At 47.1% G+C, this 18,269-nt stretch carries 23 protein-coding genes and 1 other RNA gene; all 24 read right to left on the bottom strand.

The genetic code is table 11. From position 1 onward, the window contains the following. Positions 1–25: 25 nt before the first annotated feature. The 24 genes from B1H56_RS12840 to B1H56_RS12730 all read right to left on the bottom strand — a co-directional run bounded on the left by B1H56_RS12840 (position 26) and on the right by B1H56_RS12730 (position 18,257). The gene (locus B1H56_RS12840; RefSeq protein ID WP_066523212.1) at positions 26–295 is read right to left on the bottom strand and encodes a hypothetical protein; all 270 of its coding nucleotides are present in this window, start codon (positions 293–295) and stop codon (positions 26–28) included. Beyond that, a complete protein-coding gene (locus tag B1H56_RS12835) occupies positions 292–1,647 on the bottom strand; it encodes a tail fiber domain-containing protein (RefSeq protein ID WP_066651189.1) in 1,356 nt (451 codons plus the stop codon). The genes B1H56_RS12840 and B1H56_RS12835 overlap by 4 nt, the downstream gene beginning before the upstream one ends. Positions 1,648–1,652: 5 nt before the next feature. Beyond that, positions 1,653–2,753 carry a siphovirus ReqiPepy6 Gp37-like family protein gene (locus tag B1H56_RS12830; protein ID WP_066523662.1) on the bottom strand — a complete coding sequence of 367 codons (1,101 nt, stop codon included), beginning with the start codon at positions 2,751–2,753 and terminating at the stop codon, positions 1,653–1,655. 3 nt (positions 2,754–2,756) lie between these two features. After that, positions 2,757–3,614 carry a phage distal tail protein gene (locus B1H56_RS12825; RefSeq protein ID WP_066523664.1) on the bottom strand — a complete coding sequence of 286 codons (858 nt, stop codon included), beginning with the start codon at positions 3,612–3,614 and terminating at the stop codon, positions 2,757–2,759. Then, the gene (locus tag B1H56_RS12820; RefSeq protein WP_456236660.1) at positions 3,615–6,521 is read right to left on the bottom strand and encodes a phage tail tape measure protein; all 2,907 of its coding nucleotides are present in this window, start codon (positions 6,519–6,521) and stop codon (positions 3,615–3,617) included. Between the two features lie 74 nt (positions 6,522–6,595). Then, positions 6,596–6,805: a hypothetical protein gene (locus tag B1H56_RS12815; protein WP_066523666.1), complete on the bottom strand. Its 210-nt coding sequence runs from the start codon at positions 6,803–6,805 to the stop codon at positions 6,596–6,598. 68 nt (positions 6,806–6,873) lie between these two features. Then, the gene (locus B1H56_RS12810; RefSeq protein WP_066523667.1) at positions 6,874–7,203 is read right to left on the bottom strand and encodes a hypothetical protein; all 330 of its coding nucleotides are present in this window, start codon (positions 7,201–7,203) and stop codon (positions 6,874–6,876) included. A gap of 60 nt (positions 7,204–7,263) precedes the next feature. After that, a complete protein-coding gene (locus tag B1H56_RS12805) occupies positions 7,264–7,818 on the bottom strand; it encodes a hypothetical protein (protein ID WP_066523672.1) in 555 nt (184 codons plus the stop codon). Then, positions 7,818–8,180 (bottom strand): hypothetical protein, encoded by a 363-nt coding sequence (locus B1H56_RS12800; protein ID WP_066523674.1) that lies wholly within the window; start codon positions 8,178–8,180, stop codon positions 7,818–7,820. The genes B1H56_RS12805 and B1H56_RS12800 overlap by 1 nt, the downstream gene beginning before the upstream one ends. Then, on the bottom strand, positions 8,177–8,608 hold the full coding sequence (locus tag B1H56_RS12795; RefSeq protein ID WP_066523677.1) for an HK97-gp10 family putative phage morphogenesis protein: 432 nt from the start codon (positions 8,606–8,608) through the stop codon (positions 8,177–8,179). The genes B1H56_RS12800 and B1H56_RS12795 overlap by 4 nt, the downstream gene beginning before the upstream one ends. Beyond that, positions 8,601–8,909: a hypothetical protein gene (locus B1H56_RS12790; protein ID WP_066523678.1), complete on the bottom strand. Its 309-nt coding sequence runs from the start codon at positions 8,907–8,909 to the stop codon at positions 8,601–8,603. The genes B1H56_RS12795 and B1H56_RS12790 overlap by 8 nt, the downstream gene beginning before the upstream one ends. Further along, entirely contained in the window at positions 8,906–9,196 is a 291-nt protein-coding gene (locus B1H56_RS12785; protein WP_066523679.1) for a phage head-tail connector protein, read from the bottom strand. Before B1H56_RS12785 ends, B1H56_RS12790 begins: the two co-directional genes overlap by 4 nt. A 20-nt stretch (positions 9,197–9,216) precedes the next feature. Beyond that, on the bottom strand, positions 9,217–10,245 hold the full coding sequence (locus B1H56_RS12780) for a phage major capsid protein (RefSeq protein ID WP_066523681.1): 1,029 nt from the start codon (positions 10,243–10,245) through the stop codon (positions 9,217–9,219). Then, positions 10,246–10,881, bottom strand: a complete 636-nt coding sequence (locus B1H56_RS12775; RefSeq protein WP_066523682.1) for a DUF4355 domain-containing protein — start codon at positions 10,879–10,881, stop codon at positions 10,246–10,248. It abuts the gene before it with no gap. Between the two features lie 96 nt (positions 10,882–10,977). Beyond that, positions 10,978–11,736 carry a minor capsid protein gene (locus B1H56_RS12770; RefSeq protein WP_162939008.1) on the bottom strand — a complete coding sequence of 253 codons (759 nt, stop codon included), beginning with the start codon at positions 11,734–11,736 and terminating at the stop codon, positions 10,978–10,980. 77 nt (positions 11,737–11,813) lie between these two features. Beyond that, the gene (locus B1H56_RS15020) at positions 11,814–11,975 is read right to left on the bottom strand and encodes a phage portal protein (protein WP_121419013.1); all 162 of its coding nucleotides are present in this window, start codon (positions 11,973–11,975) and stop codon (positions 11,814–11,816) included. 20 nt (positions 11,976–11,995) lie between these two features. Beyond that, entirely contained in the window at positions 11,996–13,153 is a 1,158-nt protein-coding gene (locus tag B1H56_RS12760) for a phage portal protein (protein WP_121419012.1), read from the bottom strand. Next, positions 13,150–14,382, bottom strand: coding sequence for a PBSX family phage terminase large subunit (locus B1H56_RS12755; protein WP_066523685.1), 1,233 nt, complete (start codon positions 14,380–14,382; stop codon positions 13,150–13,152). The genes B1H56_RS12760 and B1H56_RS12755 overlap by 4 nt, the downstream gene beginning before the upstream one ends. Next, a complete protein-coding gene (locus B1H56_RS12750) occupies positions 14,354–14,872 on the bottom strand; it encodes a terminase small subunit (protein ID WP_066523686.1) in 519 nt (172 codons plus the stop codon). The genes B1H56_RS12755 and B1H56_RS12750 overlap by 29 nt, the downstream gene beginning before the upstream one ends. A gap of 563 nt (positions 14,873–15,435) precedes the next feature. After that, positions 15,436–15,516, bottom strand: a transfer-messenger RNA (tmRNA) gene (gene ssrA, locus B1H56_RS12745). 66 nt (positions 15,517–15,582) lie between these two features. After that, entirely contained in the window at positions 15,583–16,023 is a 441-nt protein-coding gene (locus B1H56_RS12740; RefSeq protein ID WP_066521196.1) for a hypothetical protein, read from the bottom strand. Between the two features lies 1 nt (position 16,024). Further along, positions 16,025–16,195, bottom strand: a complete 171-nt coding sequence (locus tag B1H56_RS14675; protein WP_156468682.1) for a hypothetical protein — start codon at positions 16,193–16,195, stop codon at positions 16,025–16,027. Then, positions 16,192–17,547 (bottom strand): replicative DNA helicase, encoded by a 1,356-nt coding sequence (locus tag B1H56_RS12735; protein WP_066521194.1) that lies wholly within the window; start codon positions 17,545–17,547, stop codon positions 16,192–16,194. Before B1H56_RS12735 ends, B1H56_RS14675 begins: the two co-directional genes overlap by 4 nt. Further along, positions 17,529–18,257, bottom strand: coding sequence for a hypothetical protein (locus B1H56_RS12730; RefSeq protein ID WP_407920139.1), 729 nt, complete (start codon positions 18,255–18,257; stop codon positions 17,529–17,531). The genes B1H56_RS12735 and B1H56_RS12730 overlap by 19 nt, the downstream gene beginning before the upstream one ends. Positions 18,258–18,269: the final 12 nt, after the last annotated feature.

Genomic DNA, 18,269 nt, shown 5'->3' with positions numbered 1-18,269 from the left:
TCAAAATAAAAACGGCTCTCGCCGCCTAGTGGTCTTTTTGTATATGATCGATTCTTTTGTGCGCTTGCTTCGCGCTTTCTTCTACCGCCGTAATTCTGTGTTCGTGGTCGTCCACCTTGCAATCGAGCTTTTCGACGTCGCTTTTTATGCCAAGTATCGTGTCGAGCTTTGCGTCTACACCGCCCCGCCACTTGCTGTCATTCGCTATTTTTTTGTCCCGTCCGGTCAGCCACCCCGCAAGGCCGACAAAGCACCCGACTACGGCAATCAGGATTGTGATTTCTATTTGCATCATGCCTTATCCCCCAATCCGTCAATTTCTTCCTGTGTGAGTATCCCTTTGGAAACGAGCAGCGCCGAAAGCGCGTCGAATTTTGCAGCTTTCGCTTTAATCCTATTTATCTCCATTTCATGTATCTGCCACCCGGCCACAGTGCGCGAAATCAATTCGTTGCTGTCAAATCCTTCCACTTGCTCATTGCCATCATCATCCGTGCCGTACGTTGCCATGCGCCGGTCTATCTCTGCAAGCTGTTCTGCAATAAATCCCGTGTGTACCTTATCTGGATCGTCGCATTCACACAATGATGTAAAGTTGACCACAAGGATTTTTAATAATGCTTTTCTGATCTCTTCCAGGTCTGCGGCGTTGATATTCGTCTTCCACCGCTGTGATGATGTAGAGCGGTAAAAATGATGGCCGCTTGCGCTGTCGGAAATATGAGTGTTCGCCGCCGCCGTCGTTGTACGGTTATATGTACCCTGCGATTTCAGCGCGCCCGTCGCGTTTATCGTTGGTGCGACAACCTCTCCCGCTGCCGATATATACAGCGGCGTCGCCACAACACTTGTCCCATTGGCATTATATACGTGAAAATATAGATTGTTGCCGCCGTCATAGTGAATCCTGAACAGCCTTGACCCGCCCGTAAACCACATAGAACCGTCCGCTACATCTATCCTGAAATTAGGCGCTATGATGCTTCCACTTGCGTCAAGACTTCCATCTAATATTTGTGCTCCGCTATTTTTCAACACATCCGCGGCAAGCGCATACAATACTGCGGCTTTTCCGCCCAGCTTCTCCGCGTCGTCTGCCACATCAACTGCTCCGTCGTTATTAGTGTCGTACATTGATTTGCCCATCAAATTATTATATTGCGGAATGTAGCCGCACAACGCCGCGTCCCCGCGTTCGTCTGTAACTATGATCCCGCTGCCCGAGACCAATACCCGACACAGTGAGGCCTCATAAATTGATGTGGTGCGCGTCAGTTCCGGTGCTGCAGGTGTTCCAGTGGTCGGCGTTCCCTTGATTGCGTCAAGGCATACTATACGGTTTGCAAGGTCCTTTCGTGCAACAATACGGTCTATTCGGCTATAGCCGGATTCCACGGAATCAATTAGAACACTTTTGCTCTCGTGTAAAATCCCGATTCGCCCATCCACGACTACCACGCCCGTGTTGACAATGACCGCACCCGCGCCAGCTTCGCACGCAAGGGTATCTCCTTTGCCTTGTATAATGCCAGTCCCCAAAATGCTATCCATAATCTCGCTATATTCGTCTGAATTATACTCGTAGCGGTCGTCAAGCTCCCCTTCCACATAATCAAAAAATCCGAAATTGTCAAAATTTACTGCCATGCTATTTACCTCGCGTTTATAGATTTGTTGTTTTTCAAGCGGTTCAAAACATCATTTATTTGAGATTTGTTATATCCAAGCGTAACGCTTATTGTCTGCTCGCCGCCCTCGCACACGGTCTCTATTTCTGTGATACGCGCATCAAGCGCGCCCATTGGCAACGCATCATCTTTTATTGTGGCAATGTCGCCAAGGTCAAACGCCGTTCCGTATTGCGTTGCAAACGATTTCGACATAGTAGCGGTCACGGTTATGTTGTCGCCAAACTCCGCTAGCTTTTCGTCTCCACGGCTTTTTAACTCATCTACCGTAGAAAGGTCGCGTGCATCAATGTAGGCTTCATAACGTCCGAGCCCGGACGTGTCATTGTTCACGCTTCGCGTTATAACCGTTCTTTGCGTTCCCTCGCCTTGTCCAGCGACATATCCAAGGTTTACCCATCGGGTATTTTTATCGACATACAAACTATCTAGACGGTTGTTATGCAGGGATAATATAAGCCTTTGATTTTCCTGCTGTCCTGCCGTCCTGTCTAATCCGATCATACATGAAAAATCAATATAGCCCTCTGCTATTTCGGCATACCACCCAACACCGCTGGCCGCTGAAATGTTCGTCAGGTCTTCGTGCAGATCGGCAAAACGCCCACTATAATAAATTTTTGTTGTAACATCCGACGCAAGAGGGATTACCCGCGTAAGCGGAATCGCTCTATTGGTATCGGAAGGGCTTACGATCTGCGTTGCAAACAACCCTTCCATCACCTTATTTACTGCCGTATTGCTGTATGAAAGTTCAGCGCTACCAGTAGGCGGCATTACGATTCTTTGCTTGGCTATACCTTTTAGCTCTATGCCTTTAATCGTTCGCTTGTTGGAAGTTCCTTTGTCTGTGATAACCTTTGTCACAATCCCAGCCACACGGGGCGCGATTTGAATAAAATCGAAATCCGCAATCCGGGCAGCGTTCACCGTATCAAGGCTTTGGACTATCTGCCATTCTCCTATACCACTGTACTTGCGGCAAAACATAAAAGAAACGGGATCATCTATTACCCCGCAAAATTTTAATTCAGTCGGCGTAAATTTATAGCATTTGATTTCCATTTGTTATCCATTCCCATATAGACGTTTATAATTTACATAAACTACCGGCGCGCCGGTATCAGCAGAAAAAGAAAGCCTATTGCTTCCAAGCGCAAGAGAGAAGAAGGAAGATTGTTCATCATCCACGGAGTTTGTAGCGTCCTCAATCGTTCCGTCGCCTCGCTCAATCGTGACGTTTTTTTTACCGTATGCGGTGTCAATTACAAGCGTATCGCCCGCCGCAATCGTCGCCACTACCTTCAGCGCCTCACCTGTTGTGTCGTTTTTAAGCGCCGGATTTGTGGCCGCGCCTCTAAATTCGCATCGGATAGGCGCGGGCGCGTCCCCACTGTTATTGATCGTCACGGAATCGCCGCGCTTGCCAAACCTCATGGGCATTCTGTGAGGGAATTTTAGCCCGCCTACAAAGTCAGCCATTCTGACGCGCGTTTCTATCAGGTCTTCAAAGAATGGATCGTGCGCCGTAAGCTCAAGTCCTATCACCCGTAGCCCAAGCCCAGTGTTAGAGGCAATGTCCGGCTGTTCCGTCACCGTAGCCCTTATCATGCGGCTGTGATGGTCGTTTTCATAGATTAAGACGCCTTCGCCAAGCATAGGATTAAAAACGCGCTGGAGTCCGTCCATAGTCTTGTAAAACTCCGCTGTGCTGGAATAGCTATAGTAAAACTGGATCGGGATTGGGCGCACTCCGTAAAGGCTTCGGCCATAGGTCGCGCCATGCTGCAAATACCCAGACGATTGAACGATCTGAATATCCGCAGCGCGCAACCCTCCAAGGCTATTGATTATAAACCTTGCGTTTTCGTCATATGACGCGGTAAAAATTTGATTCTTCGAGTTTATAAATTTTATCCGTTCCATTTATACACCTTCAAACAGCGCCTTACCAAGTCGGCGCGCCTGTTGCGCCTGTTCGTATGGCGTAAGCTCCCGCGCCGTGAAATAGTTGTTCTGCTCGTTCTTTATAACGCTCCCTGATGCGTCTTTACTACCTTCATGAGTATTTATATACCCGCTAATGTCCGGCGTTCTGTAAGCGTCTGCTAGCGCATCTCCTGCAAAGGCTACTGCCTCCATTTCAAGTTTATTGGCGTTCAAGCCATCTAGCGCCGCTTTGCTTAGTTCGTCCCCGGCCTTCATTACTGCGTCAGTGCTGGATAAAAGGCCCTCTTCCAGCCCTGCGCCGATATTCTCACCGAACCCCCGGAAAACACGCGACGGCGATTTGATTTGAAACAGATTCTTAAATCCGTCAATCATGGATTGACCTATGTTTCTGATATGGTCCATGAGGCTTGGGGCTTTCTTATTTGTGCCTTGTTTCAGCCCCTCCATAAGGTTTTGTCCTGCGCTATCCATTTTCCACGAAGGAGAAGCAACGCCTAAAGCGTCGTTCATAGCTTGTATGAGCTGATCCATGTCCATGCTGGCCGCATCTTTAAGCCCCGGAAATTCGTCTGCCATACCTTGCGCAAGCCCACGCAATGAGTCAAGACCGCTTTCCCGCAAATCTTCCGGCAAACTAGCGTAAGCGTTCAGAATGTCGCGCGCGTTTTGCCTACTGTCTTCTGAAAGCTGCCTGCCTTGTGCTTTATTGTTTGCTATCCAATTAAAAAATGCAGCGGTGGCGTCTGATATATTCCTGTCTACTGCAAAGTTGTAATCTGTCCAAGTGACCTCCTGCCCCGCCGCAAAGTTCGCAAAATCTGTAAGCATTTCGCGTTCTGCCGCTTGAAGTCGCACCTGTTTTTCAAACCAGCTAAGCGTCTCGTTGTTGTTGATCGCTGCCATTTTTTCGCCATGATATTGCCCGATTTCTTCTATCTTATTGAACTGATGAACCCTGTTGTTGTAATCGTTCATATTTAGGTTGAAACGTTCCTGTTGGCTTGCAAGTAGATCGGTTGTAAGCTTATCAGACATAGCTTTTTCAGTGTTTGCATACTCTTGGTTTTTTTGTAACGCCTGTTCGCGTAGGCGATTGTATTCCTCCTGCGAAATTTGGTTATTTTGCAAACGTTGATCGAGTGCGGCGATTTCATTAGAAATAATATCTTGTGTCGCTTTTGTGTAATCAGCCCTCACTTCTTGCAACGTGTTTAATATCCCTTGTTCTTCCTCCGCTGTTAAATTCATGTTGTCAAGCTGCCATTGCAAGGATGAAATGCGCGCTTCTGCTTTAGATTTTTCAAGCTCTGCAAGCCTGTTTTGGGCTTCCGCTATATTGTCAACGTACTCGTTTATTTTATCAATTTCGCTTTGCCTTAGCTCATCTCCCCTAGAGTATGCCTCTGCGTAAATATCGTTTATTTTCTGTGTATTTTCATCAATGATACTTGTTAGGTCGCTTGCGTTTTGCCCATACTCATTCACCATCCCGGAAAAGTCGCCTAAATTTGCACGTGCTCCGTTCATAGATTCGAACCATGCGTTTGTAGCCTCTGTGTTCTTGTCTATGGCTTCGCTCATCATCTCCATTTCGGTTGGAACTGCGCTTATAGCCGCTACTAAAGTAGCAATAGCCGCAACGACAAGCGTTATTGTTAAAACAATTGGATGAGCCATAAGAGCGGACAACGATTTCATAAGCGTACCCATGATTATAAGCAGCGGACCGATAGCGGCAACAACCAGACCAATCTTGATAATCATTTCTTGCTGGCTTTTGCTCATATTGGAAAGCTTCTCCACTAAATCCGAAATGAAGCTAATCACCTGCTTTACAATCGGTAAAACCACATCAGCTATTTTTAAAAATAATGCTGTTATCTGGTTTTTCAAAATTTTTATTTTTGATTCAGTCGTTTCATAGCGTTTCCCGGCTTCTGCCGTCAATGCCGTGTTTTCGTCCCACGCCTTAGTACCAAGGGAGATTGCCTCAGTAAATAGGTCGCCAGCACCAGCAGCGCGTAGCAAGGCATCACGCATACGCACCTCTGTTATTCCCATATCATCAAGCACTTTAATTGCACTCGTGCCGTGCTGTTCTGCGTTTTGCAAGCCCGTTATAAAAGAAATTAGCGCACCGGCTGCATCATCTCTAAAAGACTTCTGGAAATCTTCTGCTGTCATCCCTGCAACCTTAGCAAAGTTGTCAAGCGATTCCCCGCCCGTTTCTACAGCAAGCTGCATATCAACCATTACTTTTGACATTGCAGAGCCGCCCGCTTCTGCTTCAATGCCTACGGACGATAACGCCCCAGCTAACCCTAGTGTTTGCGCTTCTGTAAGTCCGATCTGTTTACCAGCACCGGCAAGACGCAACCCCATATCTGTAATTTCACTTTCTGTCGTGGCTAAGTTATTGCCAAGTGCTACGATCACAGAACCTAGTCTGTTAAACTCGGTTTGTGGCATTTGTGTAATATTAGCTAATCTTGCTAAAGAGGTTGCGGCGGTTTCTGAGGACATATTCGTTGAATCGCCCATCATAACCATTGTTTTCGTAAAATCTAATACGTTTTCTGTTTTTATGCCCAACTGCCCCGCCGCCTCTGCTACTCCCGAAATTTCGCTTGCAGATTGCGGCATTTCCTTAGACAGGTCAATAATGCCCTCTCTTAGCTCTGCTAACTGTTCGTCTGTTGCATCTACCGTTTTTTCAACCCCAGCGAACGCGCTTTCAAATTCAATCCCCGCTTTTGTACTAGCCGTACCGATGGCAATTGCAGTTCCGGTTATGGCGGTGCCGATCCCCATAAACGCATTGCCTACTTTACTTAAATTTTTTTGTGCCGTTGTTTGCACTGATTCAGTGGTTTTTTTCAACTTATCTAAATCAGACAATCCTTTAGTAAGGTCTGCAATCAACCCAATGCGCAATGCGCCTAAATCTACTGTATTCACTCTTTTACGCTCCTATAGGTTAGCCCTTTTTGCTTCAATGCTTCTGTGTCTGGCTCTGTCTTTGCCATCCGTTCACAGTCTGCAAGGTATTTGCGCCCCTCTGGGGTCTTTTGCAGGTCTTCAATATACATATTCTTGTCACACAGTAAAAAAACGTCTGTGGGAAGCTCTAGGGCTTCGTAAAACGTGCACCCGCAATATCGCATTACCCGCCGCACGGATGACATAATTTCTATATCGCCGCCGTTACTCTGTCCGGGCAAAGACGGCATTTTCAGTTTTTTTGGTTTTGTATGTTACTAGTAAAGCTCATGTACTCGCTAAGAAGTGCATTTGCAACCGCGATACTCATGTTATCTTCAAAATATTGTATGCTGTATTTTTTCCCCTCTGTGTTATGCTCTAGAATATCGACCAGCATTTTGTTGATCGCTGCAAACATTTTTTCGGGTTCTTCCGCGCACTGTTTAAGCGTTTTCTGCATTTCCATCATGCGAATGGTAATTTTCTGTGTTGGCTTTTTAACATGAATCGTTTCGCCTGTAGGCATAGTTACTTCTAAGGTCTCGTTTGCAAAAATGCTTAAATCTATTACATTTCCCATTTTTAATTACTCCTTATAAAAGAAAAGGGACGCTCGCATAGAACGCCCCATATTCATATTTTAACCGGCTGTCCTTGTGTCCTGCTCAATAACAACGAGCGTACCGTCTGTATCATGCGGCACGGCTTTTAATTCTGCATCGATCACAGTTTCCTTGTCCTTTGCAAAAGCAAGGGTGAAGCCGCTAGATGCGGTTGCAACTATCGTAATGCGCAGCTTAAGCCCGGTGTCATATGTATGAACAAACCGCGCTAAAACCTTGCTAATGCCCGTCTTACCGCGTCCGCCGATTTTCAGCGTGGATTTGTGCGTTGAAGAATCCTCCGTAAGTGCCCCGGCCGGACATAATTTTGCAAGCGTGTTAACGCCCCACGTCAGCACGCCCGATTTAAGCGTTACTTCTTCCTCCGTAATAAAGCGTTTTAAGACCGCTCCCATATCATCTACAACGCTGTAGTCTGTCGGCTTGTATTCCAGCGTTGCGCCGCCCTGGATATGGCCTATCTGATTGGAGGTCGTCTCGATTACAGAATCCTCCGGGATTGCCTCCCCGGTATAACTCATTACAAACAGATCGCCTGATCCTAAAATTACTTCTTCATTTGCCTGTGCCATTATACTTTGCTCCTTAAATAATAATATGTTGTGTGGTGGTAGGTTCCTGTTTTCAGATTTTCAAGAACGCCGCCGCCGTTTATTTCAACGCCTAAAATCGTATCATTAAACGGATCATCTCCAAGCGTAAGCAATACATTCTTCACAGCCTCGTGAATCTCGTACACCCGTGCAACGCTCTTGGATATAATCATGATTTCCAGCTTATCAACGCGGGAAATCTTGTCATCCGTCTGCGGCGAGAAATTGAAAACAATACCATCATCTGTTGAGTCGGTCGAAAATGCGGTCATACGATCTCTCACATAGCCGCTTACGGCGGGGTCTGCTTTTAGGGCGCTTACAACGTCTTCAATTATCATTTCTTCATCACGTCCTTAAAGCAATTTATGATCTTTGCCCGGTTTTGTTCTATTGCGTCGGATATAAACGGATTGGGTCGCTGCCCTTCGGTTGTGTGCCATTCGCCTTTTTCGTCTTGATACCGCCAAGGAACATTTTTTCGCCCATTTCCATCTATGGCAAATAACCCTGTACCTTGATGAATATATGGCGCGTAATCTATCCCACTGCCTACATATCCTTCAAGGTTTTCGCCGTTTTCTTCCACAACGTGAGTTATGCTTGCGCGCAAAGTGCCTTTATCTGCAGGGCAATTATTTTTTGCAGCATTTTCGACCACAAGGCAAGCTTGTTCAAGACCATCTTTGATAGCGTCCGGCAAGGCTTTTTTAACAAAGTTCTCAAAGTTCCTTAAAACTTCGCTTGCGTCTACTTCTGTCTTAGCCATCTGCTATCACCCTTTCAAGAAAAATCTGTGATAACCGCGCATCGTTGTTTGGGTACGTGATTCTATAAACGTCATCTCCGTCGTGTACCTCTTGCCCGTGTTTAAGCGTCCTGTCAAGCGTCAATCCAACGTGTGAGCTTCCTTGAGCGTTGATGTTTAAATATTGGACTTCCGCGCCCGTAAGCGTGCAGATTGCCATTTGCACGGTCTTTACTTCTCGCGGCCTGGAATCTTTTCCAAACACCGAATCGCTTATATCACGCTCCACGATCTTAACCGCTTTCATTCGCCTGCTAATCATAGCGTTTTAAGCCTCCTGTACTTCCCAAGCCTACGCAATAGATCATCCGGCAGACCGTTTATAAAGCTCTCTGATGCGCCGCTATAGCCTTGTGACGCTAAACCCTCGCTGCCTAATCGGTTGTACCGTATAACCGCCATTTCAACAATCAAGGAGCTTGCTTCATCGGGTATGGCCTCGACGTTGCAAAGCTCCTTAAATGCCTGTTCGGTATCTTCGATTATAGCGGCGGCTGTAGCGTTTTGGATTTCGGGGATGTACGCCTTTAATTTATCCGTCGCGCTCATGACTTGCCCCCTGTAGTAGATTAAGAGACCGTAACCGCTGCGCAGAACGCTGGAATTTTCCCGTCCGTCATTGCAGAGACTTTTACCTTATCGCCCGATGAAACTGCGTCAATAGTATACGTCCATGTAGTGCCATCTACAGCCGCATAGCCTACCGGAATATCATTCACGTACACGCGAACAACCGCCCCCGCCGCGTTCGTACCGGATATGGTCTTATTATTCCCCGCCGCAATGCTAGATTGTGTGAGAACCGGGGTAGCCGACGCTTTGCCGATCATACAAAGGCATTTCGCGTTGGTGAGGGCAACGAGGTTCACCTTACGGGAAATAATCGTATTTTTTCTCGCTTCCTTGTCCCTCTCCTGCTCAATCTCGCTATCCTTTTTGGTGAAAAGCGTTACCGCTTCTTTGGTTGCTACGTAAGCAAGATCGGCAGGCACTTTTTTAGAGTACACAACGGGAAGTCCGCTAATGTCGCCAATCTGCCCGGTAAAGATGATCTCGCCTTGTTTCGCGCCTGTAAAAAGGCTGTTTTTCCTAAGTGCAGCCTTGGTATTCAGCCCGCACAAGATATAAAGCTGGCTTTCGTCCTCAAGGTCAAGGGCCGCGATTGCGTCAACAATATCGTCATACGCGATCTTGTTCGCTGATTCAATCGTCTGGAAAATTTCAGCCTTGCGCAGTTCATCAAAAAATTTCTGGTTCATGTCATTCCACATAGCATTAGCCATTCCCTGTACGCCGAGATTGACAATACCTGGATCTTTCATCACTTCTTCATCATGGTAATCCCATACCTGTTGAGCTACGCCTACTTCATACTCATAAGGCAGAAATTCAAGTTTGCCGCGCTGTGTGTTCTTCTCGCCCTGCGAGAGGCTTTCAACGTACCCCGTATAGGTATAGCGGTTAATTACTTTTTTCATGCCGGCTGCGCCGCTAAGCGACATATCAACCGTCATAAGTGTTCTGGTGTTAAGCCGCGTTTCTAAAATGTCTTCAACTATAGATTCAAGAACTTCGTTAGGATATACAATATTTGCCATTTACTCTGCTCCTTTTAGCTTTCTAAATAGTTCCGGGTTGCTCTCGTAAAGCTCTGCCCTCTGCTGAACATTCATCCCCTTTAGGGTCGTGGGCGTTCCCGTCCCGCTACCTTTTGCTGGCGCATCTCCCGCAATGCGCTTCTTGACCGTAGCCTCAACCGCCTGTTTAAACAGTTTGTCGAGCGTATCAATGCGCGCCTGCGCTTCTTTGATGTCGTCCCCAATCGTGATGATGTCGGCAAAAGCGGGATCAAGCCCACGCGCCGCCAAAACTTTGATTACCTCGCCTTTGTTAATGCTCGTGCTCATTTCTGAAATACGCTCATTAAGGCGCTTAATTTCAAGGTCTTTTTCAGCTTCCTTGCGCTGTTCCTCATCCAGCTTTGAAAGGGATAGCTTTTCCTCATACTCTCTCTTTTGCTTTTTCAGTGCCGCCGTAACCCTTCTGTCCGCTTCCGCTTGCAATAATTCTGCAATCTCGGCTTCGGTGTAAGTTTTACCTTCGCCACCGTCCGGCTTTCCACCGCCGGAACCGCCTCCATCTGGTTCGCCGCCCGGGTCTCCGGCCGCGCCCCCATCTGCGTCCATCATCGGTGTAAGCCTGTTAAGCAAATAACCCTGTAAAAATTTTTCCATTTCTTAACCTCCGTAAGTTGCGGCATTGCCGCCCCTTTAGTTCTGTTGTCGCACAGCCCTATAAAGCGTAATAAAAAAGAAGCTGTTAAGCTTCTATTAAGCATATTTTTTTAGTAGCTCTGCCGCTTCCGTTAAATCGTCGCCCACTTCCACTACAGGGGCATAACAGCAACGGCAATTCGGGTGAATTGGTAGCGTTGGCGCGCCATCTATCGGGTAAATCTGACCGGAATAACCCTCGCATTCATCACAAATACGATCATCCACTTCAGCGATGTATTCAACCATTATCACCCCGGCGGCCTTATAAGATTTCATTGCCGCATCGTTGTAGTAGTGATTTGCTTCCGTCCGCACAAGGCGATCAGCCGCGTAGTAGTTCATGTTAAGGTCGCCTTGCAATGCTTTCTTAATAGCTCCGGGTGATTTACCAGATATAAGCATATCGGTAATATCTTGTTTCACCCTCTCGCCCATTTTGATACCGTTTTCTATATAACGCTGGGAGAAAGAAGCATCATTCCATGCGGTATTCACAAGTTGCTTGATCTGCACGTTGTCCAGCATATCAAAGGACAGGTTGACGGGCGCGCCGCTTTGTTTCAAATCTTTAAGCGTTACGCCCATTGTCTTTTCAAACACCTTTATAAGCGTTCGTTCCGTCCCGCGTATCTGGTTTGTGGTAATCTCTCCCGTGATCTTGCCTAGCCGCTGTTCAAGCTGATACCATCTAGAAAAGTTCCACAACTGCGTCCTGCTTAACTCCTCGCCGTACTCCACCACTTGGATATACAAGCCGTCTATCTGCTTAGCAAGCTGTTTGTATGCCGCCTTGTATAGCTTCTGTTGTCTCACTATCTCGGATTCAGCTAACCCGTTCGCGTAAGCTTCACTTTCAAGCGTACGCTTTCGCCAATATTCCGCGCTGCCCATCACTTAAACACCGGCTGCCCTTCGTCGTCTTCCTGATACGCTATTTCGTATGTTGGCTTTTCGGAATCTATCTTGCTTATTTCGTCCTCCACATCTGTTACAAATGGCAATTGCCCTAATGCCGTTTCACGCGATACTACCCCGGTTATCTTGTTTACCATGTCGGCGGCTTCTGTCGCGTTCACGGGATATTGCGGGTAAACGTCATATCTATCATGGTGTAATCGTAATTCTTAGCAAACAAATTTTGCACATTGCAAATCAATTCAATTCTTCGCTGTAGTGCCTTTTTAAAATATCTCTCTTTTACGCTCGTTACATTCTCAAATCCAATCAGTTTATACTTGATCGCAATGCCGGAAAGGTTATTTGCAAACGATTCATCCGTAAGTTTCGGGCACTTGCTAAATTTGTGAATATCATCATCTATACGGTTTTTAAGGTTCTCGATGTACGTATCATTAATCTGTTTTATTAGCCATTCAGCGTGAGAATCCGCATCCGACAAAGACAGTACGCGCTGCTCCTTCATTGCAAATACATCTTCCGCAGTCGTCCCGCCAAGACCACGCAGCACTAAATAGGCGTCAGTAAAATATTCGAGGTCGTTCGCGCTGTCGCTCTGCATCTTGTCATAGGCGTTTATAAGTGTCATTTCGCGCTCAAAATCGCCTATGCCCTCTTTGTTGTTTTTATATACCACAACGGGAACATCATTGAAGTAATGTAGTCTTTGTCCAGTAAGCTTTAGCGTAGCAGCATCTGCGGTATAGTATGATACCTGCTTTTGATCGTACACCTCAACCGTTTGCGTTTTTTCGTTTGAGAATAGGTCTTTTAGCACATCGTATGCCCGGATGAAGTACAGCATTTCACCCTCTAGGGCTGCATCATATACCGCAATGCAGGTTTCCGTGTAATCCAACGCCGTAAATCTAACGTTTGAATCACTATCCAGATATAAAAGCTCATAAGCGTCGCCCGTGATGCTGGCTTCTTTTGCGAGTTCTGCGTTTTCGCTCTGTTCGTCGTTATAGTCAAATAGCGCTTTTATCTCAATCAGCATATCATCCGGCGCGCCCTCTGCCGCCTTATACGTGACGGGTACACCCATGAAATAACCCGTGTAACTGTCTGTGATATACGCCGGATAATTATTCACAAGCCTGTTGTTCGGCTTGGTCGGGTCTGAAACAGTGCGATTTAAAATGTCCTGCTTCCCGTCATACTGCTGGTGCAAATACTGCCTACGCGCCGCCTCTGCCGCGCTATTCGTTATAAGCTGCCGGATTTCGTCAACAGTAAGTTCTTTGTCTTTGTTGATTCTATACTCTATCAAAGTCCTAGCCCTTCCTTTGAAAAACTCTGTAGTCTGCGCACCTTGCGCACTGGCTCTATTCCATACCGCAGCGCGGCGATTGCATCGTCAAGAAATGGAACGGGTTCATCTAGCCACACATCCCGCTTTTCGTCACGCTTCCACTTCCATTGTTGGAGCTCCTTCATAAGATTTACGCATGAAGGATGAATGTGTATTTTATGCGCTTTTAAATAGTCGATCTGCGCTTGTACGCTCCCTTGCTCTTTCTTAACTGCCACGGCTTTATACCCGGAAGAACGCCATGTTTTAATCCTGTCTGGCTCCGCGCTGTCGCAGTACATCATTACGTGTTTCGGCATGATGCAAGCCGCTATTATCTCTCCCGTGTCCTTCTCGTAATCGTATTGCTCCTTTAAGACGTATATTTCATCGTCCTTAAATCCAAGCAATAAAATAGCGTTAGCGTGGTTAAAACCAAAGTCTTGACCAAGTGAAACGCTGTCGTAGTCGTTTGGGTCTTGGCTCATATCTTCTGCCGTCCAGTTAGTAATGATAAGCCCGCCGACTTCGCCCCATTCTCCGAGGCCATACACCCGATACCCGTCCGGGTCTAGCTCCTTGCGCCGCATCATGCGCGCATGGTATGGCGCATCTATAAAACGATTGTCTAAGTATGTGCTATGGTGTGTAAAAACATTAGGATCAACCGTATCAAAATAATCATGTTTAATCCAGTGTGTTGCCGCCACCGGATTGAACGTAAACCGCATCTGATAAAAAAGACCATCCGGGAGTTTTCCTCTCAAACGGTCATCTAGTATGTCCACATCCGCCCTTGAAAATTCCGTCGCTTCCTCGAGCCATATATCTGTAAGGCTTCCTTTTTCAAACGTGATAGACTTGATCTTCTCGCGCTGTCTGTCGTCGTTCATGCCGCGAAAGATGATTTTCGCCCCGTTGACACACCGCAGTTCAAGCGGCGACATTATAGGCTTCCAGTAGTCCCACAGCCCCATGCGCGATATTGCCCCGGATAACTCCGCGAAAGTGCTATCACGGTTCGTTACCTCCGATTTACGCAATGCCAAGAGGTTTCGACCCCTATCCTGCATCAGACGCAATATATAATGCTGCGCAGTGTCAACGCTTTTCCCGCTTCCTGCGCTCCCTTTCAGAAGCACATAGCGGCATTTGCTTTTATCTACTGGTGCAAATATTTTATTCGCTTGAACCTTGATCGTTGCCATAGTCTACCTGTATCCTCAAATCCACGCCGCCCGAAAGATCAACCTTATCGGTATATAGACCATGAACCTTCCCCAGCAGTTCAGCGGCTTTATTCACGTCGCTGATCTTTGCTGGAATCCGCACGATCTCCGGGGTTTCTTTTTCTTCCGTCTTTCGTTTCCCCGCTTTGTCATACGAGCTTTTACGGGTCTTGCAGACGATTACAACACTTTCGGTTTCTTCCCTACGCAATATGCGCGTTAATGTTTCTTGCACTTCTCGCGCGTCTGCTATGCGGCTTGAGGATATTTCTGACTGCACTTTATCGACGTATTCACGTATAACAGGTTTTGTCAAGTTTTCTGCGCCAATTCTATTTGCTGTTTTCTCTGAATACCCCGCGCGCTTCGCCGCTTCCGTAGCGTTGCCTAGCTGAATGTAAAATTCCGCAAATGCTTTTTGCCTCGGCGTTAGCTTAGCCGCCACAACGTTAACCTCCCGTTTACCCATGCGAATCTATACAGGTCGCCAATGCGATAGCTATGTCTTGTATGTTTCATTTTAGGCTTACTCCTTCTGTCTGCCCGGCTTACCGCAATCGCGGCGGTCAAATCCAAATAATGCTCAGGATTGTATTTGTCCATATCTCCATCCCTTTTGGTAAACCAAAAAGACCCCATCAGGAGTCTTTCATGGCCTTTTTGTTTCAAGCCCGCTATTTATATGTCGCTGCGGGCAAGCGGCAATCATTTAATCCTATTCCGCTCTAAAACCTGCTCTTATCTGTGCAGGAAACCTACGGCTTGGTTTTTTCGGGTATCAGCCAGCTTGGGCGCACGGCTATTCCCGTTGGCACTCGACGGCTTCCCAAATGCCGCCTGATTATACCGGTATGCGCCTACCCGCTTTCACGTGACTTTATTGACCTCTCCGCATGGAATCTTATAAAAGGGCCGCTGATCTCTAGCCAGTCCGCTCCAGCCCGCCCCCGCGCAATTCTCCGCAGGCATACGGTTCACTGCATTTTATTCGCGGATTTTCGTGCGTTTCCATGCCTACCCACGCACTGGCACTGGTGGAGATGACGAGAATTGAACTCGTGTCCGCGAATATCCGCTTCGGGCTTACATCGCGTCGAAACCATTCACATCCCCAAAACAAAAACGCCACCCATCAGGATGACGTTTAGCTACTTTTCACTAATAGCATTTTACCACGGATCAACCTTGATTTTCTTGACGATTTTCAAAATTTTGCAAAAATCCATAAACTTTTTTGCATTGCCAAGTTCCATCACCAGCCATTTCCAATCGCATGGGTATTTTCCACCACGGCAAGCCCTCTATATACCGCAGCCGCAAAAGCTCCCGCATCTCGCTGTCTTCTACGGATGAGATGAACGTTTCTACTTCCAGCATCATAGCCATTGCCTTTTCAAGCCGGTCTTTATAGATGCCCACAACCTTTTGAAGCGTTGTCTTATCTATGGCATGCCCTATCACCTTACTGCTGTGCTCCGTAAAAGGAAATTCAGGCGACGACATTTTTACTATATCGCAGGAAGACACTTTCTGTGTTTGCATATCGCTGATCCGTTGTTCCAGGTTGCGCACTTCTACCACAAGCGCCCTGTATTGCTCCAGCTTTTCGCGTATCGTCATATTATGCGCTCCACTCGTCATAAATATCGTTTAGCAGCTTAGCCATCAGCGCCGCCCTGATGAACCTCCGCCTTTCCTGTCCACACTGCCGCATGGCGTATTTGTATGGTTTGGCTCTCGTGATCCGATTAAGCCTCTTTTGTGCCTCCAGTATCATGCATGGCGTTATCAATACTCTACCTCCTGTTTGTCAAACGGTGTTTTGCCGTAATATTTGTGTATCGAGTCTTCTTCTGTAAACCGTGTAGTTTCGCCGTTCCAGTGCAGCCCCATTATGCCCGTTGCACCGTTGCGCTGCTTGGCGACAATCAACTTGGCTTCCGTGCTGTCACGTGATTGCTTATGGAGCAACAGCACCACATCTGCGTTTTGCTCGATGGCTCCGCTCCCGCGCAGTTCTGACAATTCCGGTACTCTCCCGCGCTGGCCGCCCTTGTTGCCTTTATCAGCCTCCCGCGATAATTGGCTAAGGAGGATAACGGGTACCTCCAATTCTCCGGCAATAACTTTTAGCTGCCGTGTGATCGCGTCAAGCGCCTGCACTTCGTTGTCCTTAAACTCTGTGCGTGTGATAAGCTGCAAATAGTCTATAATCACTAGATCAAGCCCGTATTCTCTGCGCACCTTTTGAGACAGCGCCATGATATCCGTTGTGCTTTGCTTGAAGTTGTCACTGATAAACATATTCCCATTCACGCCCTGTATCGCCGTTCCAAGCCGCGCTATTTCCTTGCCGCCTATGTCTCCGGTTCTAAGGTCTTGCATTGAGATTTTCGCGTCCCCCGCCATGAGCCGTAACGCCAACTGGGATGGAACCATTTCGAGCGAGAAGTACAGCACCTTGTGATCTTTCTTTACGTGATCCGCTATGTTCATAGCAAAAGAGGTTTTCCCCATGCTGGACCGTGCGCCTATTACGATCAATTCCCCCTTTTTCAGTCCTGCAAGCCGTTTGTCAAGCCTTGGAAACCCTGTCTGTATGCCAAGCAACTTCCCTTCCTTTTTGGCTTCTACCGCTTCCACGATCTCGGCGTACGCTTCCTGATATGCCGTTTTCAGCGGCTTTACATCCGACTTGCGCCGGTCAAGATCATAGATAGCGTTACACAGTCCGTTTGCTATGTCGTCAATATCATTTTCCGGATCAGACGTTTCCGAGATTGCCCTTGCGCAAATTTCTTTCAGCCGCCGCCGCTTTGATTTCTCCCGGATAATGTCGATGTGGCTTTTAATATTTTTCGTCGTTATGGTCTCGACTGTAAGCCCGCTTAAATACTCGATGGTTCCGGGCGTTGCCAAATGCAGGGCTTCAAGCCTGCTATTGACCGTTACAATATCCGGCGTGATTCCCTCTTTTGCAAGCTTCTCCATCGCTTCATAGACATGCATATGCACGATGCTTGAAAAATCATCCTTCTGCAAGCTTGACAGCACTTCAAAGGCACACTCCGGGCGCAGCAGCGCGGCCCCTATTACGCTCCGCTCCGCTTCAATATCCTGCGGGATTAGTTCCAATTCTTCCATTGCCTAAAACTCCTCGTAGTGTTCCCCTGAATCTTCCTGTGCCAATTTTGTAAAGCTACTTTGAAAATCCCATCCCTTCCACCCTGAAGAGATCGCCCTGTCCAGTGCTTCAACCAAAGCCTGTTCCCCATAGACATTAATTTTATTCTGGAATTGAGACAAAAGTTTTTTCCAGCCCGTTTCTTTGTATGCCTCTTTTCTTTCACTCTTGTACCTCCACCACTCTCTGATGGCCTCATCGATCTTTGGACTGAATCCCTTTTCCATGAGGAGGGGCTCGGGGTCAAAGCCCCCCCTCTCTTTATATTCTTATCATTCTTTTCATTCTTGTTAGTGGTTAGCTCTTGGTTAGCTGTTGGTTGGCTCTTGGTTAGTTCTTGGTTAGCCCGTTGGTTAGTCTTTCTTTTAGAACCCTGATATTTTTCCCAATTTATAATGGTTATGAGCGAATTTCTCTTGGTTGCTTCGCGGGTCAGAAATTCATATTTTTCAAATTTTTTTAACGCAGTTCTTACACTTTGCCTCTTAACCCCATTCCCGCATTTTTCCACAATAGAGGCCTCGCTCGTCACGAATTGGCCTGGCTTAGCCTTGAATTTTTCCCCGCCCCATTCCCATTCATTTTCAGCATGATTGGCCATCATAAGCAGCGTAACAAGAATCACTTTTTGTTCGGCGGTTGATTCCCGCCAAATAGCCTTATCAAGCATTTCTCTATGAAG

This window comes from Christensenella minuta (assembly GCF_003628755.1).
Lineage (GTDB): Bacteria > Bacillota > Clostridia > Christensenellales > Christensenellaceae > Christensenella > Christensenella minuta.
The sequence above is the reverse complement of the archived record's forward strand: the minus strand, read 5'-3'. Positions and strand labels throughout refer to the sequence as shown.